Origin of the sequence: Streptococcus sp. HMSC076C08 (assembly GCF_001810825.1) — a bacterium.
In the GTDB taxonomy this organism is placed as follows: domain Bacteria; phylum Bacillota; class Bacilli; order Lactobacillales; family Streptococcaceae; genus Streptococcus.
In genome coordinates this window covers 146,777-155,160 of the sequence record NZ_KV802735.1, presented here as the reverse complement: position 1 = coordinate 155,160, position 8,384 = coordinate 146,777, and the positions used below count along the sequence as shown (strand labels likewise).

12 protein-coding genes and 1 other annotated feature are annotated in these 8,384 nt (G+C 40.8%); of the genes, 8 read left to right on the top strand and 4 right to left on the bottom strand.

All coding sequences use genetic code 11. From position 1 onward, the window contains the following. The first annotated feature begins 218 nt into the window (after positions 1 to 218). From HMPREF2766_RS07110 to HMPREF2766_RS07100, 3 genes are all read left to right on the top strand, one after another. Positions 219 to 545 (top strand): hypothetical protein, encoded by a 327-nt coding sequence (locus HMPREF2766_RS07110; RefSeq protein WP_070568883.1) that lies wholly within the window; start codon positions 219 to 221, stop codon positions 543 to 545. 63 nt (positions 546 to 608) lie between these two features. Further along, positions 609 to 1,103, top strand: a complete 495-nt coding sequence (locus tag HMPREF2766_RS07105) for an Imm6 family immunity protein (protein ID WP_070568878.1) — start codon at positions 609 to 611, stop codon at positions 1,101 to 1,103. A 33-nt stretch (positions 1,104 to 1,136) separates the two neighbouring features. Then, the gene (locus HMPREF2766_RS07100; RefSeq protein WP_070568876.1) at positions 1,137 to 1,610 is read left to right on the top strand and encodes an Imm6 family immunity protein; all 474 of its coding nucleotides are present in this window, start codon (positions 1,137 to 1,139) and stop codon (positions 1,608 to 1,610) included. Positions 1,611 to 1,701: 91 nt separating this feature from the next. Here the strand turns inward: HMPREF2766_RS07100 and yidA are convergent, their stop codons facing one another. Together yidA and HMPREF2766_RS07090 are read right to left on the bottom strand one after the other, a co-directional pair. After that, positions 1,702 to 2,508, bottom strand: a complete 807-nt coding sequence (yidA, locus tag HMPREF2766_RS07095) for a sugar-phosphatase (RefSeq protein ID WP_070568873.1) — start codon at positions 2,506 to 2,508, stop codon at positions 1,702 to 1,704. A gap of 9 nt (positions 2,509 to 2,517) precedes the next feature. After that, positions 2,518 to 3,825, bottom strand: coding sequence for an HD domain-containing protein (locus HMPREF2766_RS07090; protein WP_049479170.1), 1,308 nt, complete (start codon positions 3,823 to 3,825; stop codon positions 2,518 to 2,520). Between the two features lie 71 nt (positions 3,826 to 3,896). Between HMPREF2766_RS07090 and HMPREF2766_RS07085 the strand changes: the two genes are divergently transcribed. After that, the gene (locus tag HMPREF2766_RS07085; RefSeq protein WP_080980989.1) at positions 3,897 to 4,274 is read left to right on the top strand and encodes a YwiB family protein; all 378 of its coding nucleotides are present in this window, start codon (positions 3,897 to 3,899) and stop codon (positions 4,272 to 4,274) included. 24 nt (positions 4,275 to 4,298) lie between these two features. Here HMPREF2766_RS07085 and HMPREF2766_RS07080 read toward each other — a convergent pair whose 3' ends face one another. Further along, positions 4,299 to 5,381 carry a DEAD/DEAH box helicase gene (locus tag HMPREF2766_RS07080; RefSeq protein ID WP_070568870.1) on the bottom strand — a complete coding sequence of 361 codons (1,083 nt, stop codon included), beginning with the start codon at positions 5,379 to 5,381 and terminating at the stop codon, positions 4,299 to 4,301. Further along, positions 5,378 to 6,355 (bottom strand): Gfo/Idh/MocA family protein, encoded by a 978-nt coding sequence (locus HMPREF2766_RS07075; protein ID WP_070568867.1) that lies wholly within the window; start codon positions 6,353 to 6,355, stop codon positions 5,378 to 5,380. Before HMPREF2766_RS07075 ends, HMPREF2766_RS07080 begins: the two co-directional genes overlap by 4 nt. Positions 6,356 to 6,511: 156 nt before the next feature. On the opposite strand from HMPREF2766_RS07075, the gene HMPREF2766_RS07070 reads away from it, so the two are divergent. From HMPREF2766_RS07070 to rpmA, 4 genes are all read left to right on the top strand, one after another. Next, positions 6,512 to 7,198: a YoaK family protein gene (locus tag HMPREF2766_RS07070; protein WP_001238359.1), complete on the top strand. Its 687-nt coding sequence runs from the start codon at positions 6,512 to 6,514 to the stop codon at positions 7,196 to 7,198. Positions 7,199 to 7,262: 64 nt separating this feature from the next. Further along, positions 7,263 to 7,350, top strand: a sequence feature (ribosomal protein L21 leader region). A 34-nt stretch (positions 7,351 to 7,384) separates the two neighbouring features. After that, positions 7,385 to 7,699, top strand: coding sequence for a 50S ribosomal protein L21 (gene rplU / locus HMPREF2766_RS07065; protein ID WP_000109141.1), 315 nt, complete (start codon positions 7,385 to 7,387; stop codon positions 7,697 to 7,699). Between the two features lie 15 nt (positions 7,700 to 7,714). Then, positions 7,715 to 8,059 carry a ribosomal-processing cysteine protease Prp gene (locus HMPREF2766_RS07060; protein ID WP_000613705.1) on the top strand — a complete coding sequence of 115 codons (345 nt, stop codon included), beginning with the start codon at positions 7,715 to 7,717 and terminating at the stop codon, positions 8,057 to 8,059. 16 nt (positions 8,060 to 8,075) lie between these two features. Continuing rightward, positions 8,076 to 8,369 (top strand): 50S ribosomal protein L27, encoded by a 294-nt coding sequence (rpmA, locus tag HMPREF2766_RS07055; RefSeq protein ID WP_000916509.1) that lies wholly within the window; start codon positions 8,076 to 8,078, stop codon positions 8,367 to 8,369. Positions 8,370 to 8,384 lie beyond the last annotated feature (15 nt).

Below are 8,384 nucleotides of genomic sequence, written 5' to 3'. Positions count from 1 at the left end.
ACTCTCAAGATTTAAGTAACTGTACAACTTTTTTAGATGTTTGTCTAAAATGAAAGCAGTTTTTGTACTCTCAAGATTTAAGTAACTGTACAACAGGCTAAATTGGATCCAGGATTAGCAATTGGAGCGAAAACGCTCTCTCTTATTTCTTACAGATTAGCTCCCCAGTATGATATAATGTCATTTAGAAGAAACCAGAGAATATAGGAGTCGAAACGATGCTAGCTATTTGTATCGATTCTATATGTGACAAGACAGGAACCTATAAGTTGTTAAGAAATTATTCATCCTTACCTTTCTCTTTAATCCAATCCAGAATAAAAGATCATGTCACGGTAATAGAAGTAGATATGTTAGATTTGGACGAATTGAAAAAGGTTAGAGCCCTCATCCATGAGTTGAGTGCCATTGGAACTAAGGTTACGTTGAGAGATTCGACTGGTATTATCACCTTAGAATTTTTAAATAATATTATTTCTACCTTCGAAGAAATTGTGGCTGAAAGAGAAGAACTGGATGCTCTGATGTTTGAGGGGGAAGAGTGATTGTCACATTTTCCAGTGAATTATACATTCCCAAGTTAATTTTTAGTAATAAAAGGAAAATCAATGAAAGATAATAAAAATTTGTTGCTCTTTCTACAGGAGTTGATATACGGTCTTGTAGATTTTATCAGTGAGAAAGAATATAAGGAATTTGTCTTTGACTCCTTAAAACTTTCAAAACAGGAGCTTGATAAACAGAGTGGGTTTTGTCCAGATGATTTATACAATCGATTGGAAAATATGGATGAGCAGGATATCTTGACATTTCAGGAGCTGGATAAGAAAACCAATCCACTAGTTTGGAACTGTATCGCTAATTTCTTTGTCCTAGTTTGTCACTATTCATATATTGCTTCGGAAGAAATCTACCTACCACAAACGATTGAAAGTGTCGACGAGGACATACTTGAGGTACTTTCTTTAAGTTACAAACAAATCCTATCTGAAAATAGTGAACTCATTTCACAAATATCTGAAACAGAAATAAAAGGATATTTAAAGGACGATCTCATTAAAAACTACTTTGGTCCACTATTTTTATCAGATGAGAATGGATAGGCTATTTCGTTCAAGTATAGATTAGGAGAGGATATGCTGACTAGTTATTTTATGTTGATTTTTGCTGAGGCAATTGCGAATTGTATGGAAACGCAATATATTTCACACATTCGAACCGCCTTGGATGCATGTTGGAGTTTTTTGGAGAATAGAGATAAAAGGGGAGAGGAACTTTATCGTTTATTAGATGATGGGACAGACTTCAGTGGAATTTTTATCTACATGCAGCAGGATGAAAATGAAGCGAATACTCTTTTGTGGGACAACATTAGTTATGCAATAGGTGTGACTGCTAAAGAAGCGTTTGAGTTTGAGAACAAGAAGGAGCTTCCTTCTCCCATAGAGAACATTGAACCTGGTTTGCTTGATGACTTTATTGAAAATTTAAAAGAAATCAGCGTGGATCTTTATCATCACGTCGAAGCTGTAAAATCTTTCATCAATAGAAATCCATATCCATCAAGAGAGCCTGCTTTAAAAGAACTAGGTAAGATGAGCATACTCTGATGATTTGGTGAAAATTCAAAAAGAACACCCCATAAGTTAGAATTTTATCTCTAATTTATGGGGTGTGGTTCATTTTTTAAGCTTAAGCATTTTACAATACCCACGTACGAATAGCATGGGCTACGCCGGATTCGTCATTTGTTTTAGTGATGTATTTGGCGATTTTTTTGAGTTCTGGGTTTCCATTTTCCATGACAACAGGATTACCAACGACTTCGAGCATGGCACGGTCATTTTCTTCGTCGCCGATCGCCATGGTTTCATCTTTGGTCAATCCGAGTTTTTCAGCTAGGTGAGTGATAGCTGAACCCTTGTCTACATTCTTTTTAAGGAGTTCGAGGTAGAAAGGAGCTGATTTGTTAATAGAGTAACGCTCGTAAAATTCGGCTGGAATCTTTTCAATCGCAGCATCGAGAATCTCTGGTTCATCGATAAACATACATTTGACGATTTCCTTGCCAGCCATTTCTTCAGGAGTGCGGTAAAAGATAGGCATGCTGACGAGGGTTGATTCGTGCACCGTGTATTTTCCGATATTGCGATTGGCCGTGTAGATACCGTCCTTGGTAATGGCATGCATGTGGACACCGAGTTTGCGACTGAGAAATTCCATATCTAGATAATCCTCATAGGTCAAGGCTTCGCTGATAATCTCATGGCCAGTAGCAGTCTCTTGAACAAGGGCACCGTTGAAGGTCACTACATAGTCACCCTCGTCTCTTAACTGCAAGTCGTCCAGAAGTTTGGCAACACCTGCGATGGGACGACCCGTTGCAATCACGACCTTGACGCCAGCTTCTTTGGCATCTTGGATGGCAGAAAAGACTTCCGGAGTGATTTCTTTTTTACTGTTAACCAGGGTACCATCGATATCGACGGCGATTAGTTTAATACTCATAAATTTCCTCTATTCGTTCTTATTTGGGGTAAAATGATCGTTCTCAATCAAGTGTAAAAATTGCTGGGTGATACTTGCGAAGATGCTATTTTGGTCCAACATTTCTTTTGGAAAATAGAAACGATTGTCTCCGTGGCGGCTGCCAGCAAGGGATTGGACGATAGGAGACAGGCTAGAGAGTTCAGCCAGTTCTCCATTTTTCTGTAGAATCTCAATCTGAGTCCGTGGATTTTCAGATTCGGGACGATAGATATCATAAGGGAGGTCAAAGTTCTTATGAATAGCTGTGTAGTAGTCTGGATCAAAACCGATTTCTTCAACCATTTGTCTCATGGTTGCGAGTTGGTCTTGGTCTTTTTCTGAAAAAGTAATGGATTTAAAGACCTTGCGGTTGACAAAGCGTTGCGACAAATCTGCGAGAATCTTGTCAGGACTGGTCATCCAGAGCTGGAAGTAGGTATTCATCACGCCATCATCAAGTGCCAGATAGTCAGATAGAGTAACTTTCTTTTCAAAAAAAGGTAGCAAATGAGGAGAAGTTCGTGCAAAGAAGTCCTTGTCTTCAGGATAGAGTTCCTTAGCGCGTTTGAGGAGATTCTGTAGGAGAACTTCCATAGCCCGAGTTGCTGGGTGGAAATAAACCTGCATATACATCTGGTAACGACTGAGAACATAGTCCTCGATGGCATGCATGCCATTGCGCTGAAAGGCGATCCCATTTTCGACAGGACGAATCACTCGTAGGATCCGTGTCAGGTCAAATTCCCCATAAGATGCTCCTGTAAAATAGGAGTCGCGCAAGAGATAGTCCATACGGTCCGCATCAATCTGACTAGAAATGAGCTGCACGACCTGCTTGTTAGGATAGGTATGGTCGATGACACTGGCTACCTTCTCCGGGAAATCTGGCGCTACTTGAAGCAGAACTTGGTGAATCTCTGTCTCAGGACTTTGGATGATTTCCTGAGTAATGGCCTCATGATCTGTATCAAAAAGATTTTCAAAAGTATGGGAGTAGGCACCATGCCCAAGGTCATGGAGGAGCGCAGCAGTCATGGTCAAGAGAGACTCAGCAGGATCCCATTCTTCAGGATATTTTTCTTCAAAAATCTCCGTGATACGACGAGCAATCTCGTAGACCCCCAAACAGTGGGAAAAGCGACTGTGCTCCCCACCATGGAAAGTATAGCTGGAAGTCCCTAGCTGTTTGATACGACGCAGACGTTGAAATTCTTTTGTATTGATCAAGTCATAGATGACCTGATTATTGACATGGATGTAGTTGTGAACTGGGTCACGGAATACTTTTTCGTTCATATGACCATTATAGCAAAATCCTGGTCTTTTTGGTAAAATAGTAGGACAAGAGACAAGAAAGAGGATTTGATGTGAAGATTCGGATGCGAAATAGGATTCAGTTTGATGAGCAGTTAGAAGTGGTTGACCAGCTTTATGACGTTGAAGTGCATGAAAAAGGGGATTACAGTTATTTACTCTTTTATAATGAGGAAAAGGAAAAAGTGGTTCTCAAGTTTCATGATCAAGAACTGGTGATGACTCGTTTCTCGAGTCCCAAAACCATCATGCGTTTTCTAAGGGATAGTGATAGTTTAGCCTATATTCCTACACCTATGGGCATGCAGGAGTTTATCATTCAAACGAGTCACTACAAACTGGATGGGCAAAAGATTGAGCTTGCCTATCAACTGCAAAACCAAGAGGGACACCCCTTTGCCAGCTATCAATTAGAAATTACTTGGGGATAAGAAAAAGGTTGGCGAATGCCAACCTTATTTGATATAGAGTTCTTGATTTTTTAGGACAATTTCTCGAACTGTAGCAAACTTCTTGAGTTTTTTAAGTTCTTCAGGATGGGTTACGAGAGTGATCACATAGCCTTCTTTACCCATTCGACCTGTACGGCCAGCGCGGTGAGTGTAAGTTTCCATGTCTCTAGGAATATCAAAGTTTACGACACATTCTAGGCTATCGATATCAATTCCGCGAGCCAGAAGGTCTGTTGCAAGGAGCAAGGTTAACTGCTTGTCCTTAAACTTTTCCAAGATAACTTTTCTAAACTTGACATTGACATCACTAGCGAGGGAAACAGCCAAGACATCTCGATATTGCAGTTTTTCTTCCGCACTTCCAAGGTCTGATAGGCTATTAAAGAAGACAAGGCCACGAAAATCCTCTACATGAGCCAGTTTTCGTAGCATATCCACTCGGTGACGTTGGTCTACCTGCATGTAGAAATGCTGGATGTTATCCAATTTTTGGTCAGAGAGATCAATAGTGCGCGTGTTTGGCGCAATCTTTTCTTGGTCAAACTTGGTCGTCGCACTCATGTAGATGAGTTGATGGTCACGAGGTGCGTAGTGAGTGATTTTCTCGACAAAGTGAATCTGAGAATCATCGAGCAATTGGTCAAATTCATCCAGGATGATGGTTTCCACATTCATCATCTTGATTTTTTTCAATTTAATCAACTCAAAGATACGGCCAGGGGTTCCAATCAGTATTTCTGGTCCTTTTTTGAGTCGTTCAATCTGGCGTTTCTGACTGGAACCTGATAAGAAGAGCTGAGCAGTCAAGCCGATAGCCTCTGCCCACGTTTTACATACATCAAAAATTTGTCCAGCAAGTTCTGTATTTGGTGCTAGAATCAAGAGTTGCTGGGCTTTTTTCTTTTGTAGTCTGAGAAGACTTGGCAGGAGGTAAGCTAGGGTCTTACCAGTTCCTGTTGGGCTCACTCCTAGAAGATTTTCTCCAGCAAGAATGGGCTCAAATAGTCGAGTTTGAATGGGGGTGAATTCTTGGAAACCGAGCTGGTCGCTTAGTTCTTGCCATTCAGTGGGTAGTTTGGTTTTCATTTTTCTGCCTCAAATCTAATGCCAGCAGTCTGGCGCATGGTATATAATAGGTCATGAACAGAACCTGCATCATCCAGCCAGTTCTGGTAAAGTGTCTGGTCTGGTTGCTGAATCATCTGTGCAAACGCAGCAACTTCCTCAGTCATCGTATGAGGAGCTTGTTGGATAGGGAGCTGGACTTGCTTTCCTCGGTGGTCGGTAAAAATAGCTGAGCAGACATGCTCAATCGTGTTGAGGGTCAAGGTTCCGTCTACTGTATAAATCTCGCAAGGAAGATTGGAAGTGATGTCTTTCCCAGCTTTGATATGAACTTGAAAGTCAGGGTAGAAGAGGATACCGTCTCCATTTAGGTCAATGCTATTGTCAAGCTGTTGAGCCTGATAGGTCGCGTCCTGAGCTTTTCCAAAGAGGCGAACGGCAGCATAGAGAGGATAAATCCCCAAGTCCATAAGAGCTCCACCAGCAAAACGGTCTGAAAAGACATTTGGCGTTTGTCCAGCCAATAAGTCAGGCATCTTGGAAGAATACTTGGCATAGTTGAAATCAGCTCCTAAGATTTGCTTGTCTGTCAAAAAATTCTTAATAGTGGTAAAAGCTTCCTCGTGGTAGTTTCGTGCCGCTTCAAAGATAAAACAGTGATTTTTCTCAGCTGTTTGTTTCAAATCTAGCCATTCTTGTGGCTGAGTGACAGCTGGCTTTTCAAGAATGACGTGCTTACCAGCAGACAAGGCAGCCTTGGCTTGAGCAAAATGCAAGGAGTTTGGACTAGCGATATAGACTACGTCAAAGGAAGACTTAAAGAAGTCTTCTAATTGATTAAAGAGTTGGATATCTTGATAACAAGAAGCAAAGGTTGCGGCAGTTTCTCGTTTTCTAGAATAGACTGCGACCAGCTGGTATTCTCCGCTAGCATGGGCTGCTTCTATGAAATGATGGCTGATAGCGCCTGTTCCGATGACACCTAATTTAAGCATAAATACTCCTTTTCCGACTTCAAATCCTTCCTTCATTATAACATAGAAAAGAAAGACTATCCAATAGATGGTAAAAATTTTCAAATGGACTACGCATTTCTTGGAGAAAATGGTACAATATTGAAATGAGTAAATGAAACTGAAATGGGAGAGAAAATGAGATTATTACCAATAAGAAAAATATCACGTCAGTCTAAGAGGCTAGCGCTTTTTTTGACTTTTTGTGCAGGATATGTCGATGCCTATACCTTTATCGTTCGAGGGAACACCCTTGTGGCTGGACAAACTGGGAATGTTGTTTTTCTCTCTGTAGGACTCATTCAGCAGAATGTCTCGGACGCCAGTGCTAAAGTGATGACCTTGTTGTCCTTTATGATGGGTGTCTTTTTTCTGACATTGTATAAGGAAAAACTTCGAATTGTTAAAAAGCCGATTTTGTCCTTGATACCACTCGCGGTCTTATCCATAATCATTGGTTTTGTTCCCTTGTCAGTAGACAATATCTACCTAGTTCCACCCTTAGCGTTTTGTATGGGACTGGTGACAACAGCCTTTGGAGAAGTTTCGGGTATCGCCTATAATAATGCCTTTATGACTGGGAATATTAAACGAACCATGTTGGCTTTTGGGGATTATTTCCGAACCAAGCATACGCCTTTTCTACGAGAGGGCTTGATTTTTGTTAGCTTGCTTAGTAGTTTTGTCTTCGGAGTTGTTTTCTCAGCTTATTTGACGATTTACTATCAAGAGAAGACAATTCTAGGTGTTCCTTTTATGATGAGTATCTTTTACTTCAGCATGCTTTTTGCTTTTTGGAGGAAAAAAGGGAAAGAAAAAGCTTAAATTTGATTGATTTCGCTTGTAAGAAAAAAGAAGATATGCTATACTTGAAGAGTTGACTATGCACAGTCCTGTGCAACCGCACGAACATCGTTGCTCACATAGTGAGTATAAAGTGGTTCGTCCCACGATGCTAGGCGAGTCTTCACAAAAATACGGGGAAACCCAAAAAATCATAGGAGGTGCATAATGAGCACATACGCAATTATCAAAACTGGCGGAAAACAAGTTAAAGTTGAAGTTGGTCAAGCAGTTTACGTTGAAAAATTGAACGTTGAAGCTGGTCAAGAAGTTACTTTTAACGAAGTTGTTCTTGTTGGTGGTGAAAACACTGTTGTCGGAACTCCACTTGTTGCTGGAGCTACTGTAGTTGGAACTGTTGAAAAACAAGGAAAACAAAAGAAAGTTGTTACTTACAAGTACAAACCTAAAAAAGGTAGCCACCGTAAACAAGGTCACCGTCAACCATATACAAAAGTTGTCATCAACGCGATCAACGCTTAATTTTAAGGAGAACACATGATACAAGCAGTCTTTGAGAGAGCCGAAGATGGCGAGCTGAGGAGTGCGGAAATTACTGGACACGCCGAAAGTGGCGAATACGGCTTAGATGTCGTGTGTGCATCGGTTTCTACGCTTGCCATTAACTTTGTCAATTCCATTGAGAAATTTGCAGGCTACGAACCAATCTTAGAATTAAACGAAGATGAAGGTGGCTATCTAAAGGTTGAAATACCAGCGGATCTTCCTTCACACCAGAGAGAAATGACCCAGTTATTCTTCGAATCATTTTTCTTAGGTATGGCAAACTTATCGGAGAACTCTTCTGAGTTCGTCCAAACCAGAGTTATCACAGAAAACTAACACGGAGGAAAACATTATGTTAAAAATGACTCTTAACAACTTGCAACTTTTCGCCCACAAAAAAGGTGGAGGTTCTACATCAAACGGACGTGATTCACAAGCGAAACGTCTTGGAGCTAAAGCAGCTGACGGACAAACTGTAACAGGTGGATCAATCCTTTACCGTCAACGTGGTACACACATCTATCCAGGTGTAAACGTTGGACGTGGTGGAGACGATACTTTGTTCGCTAAAGTTGAAGGCGTAGTACGCTTTGAACGTAAAGGTCGCGATAAAAAACAAGTTTCTGTTTACCCAATCGCAAAATAATCGCTCTAAGTAGCA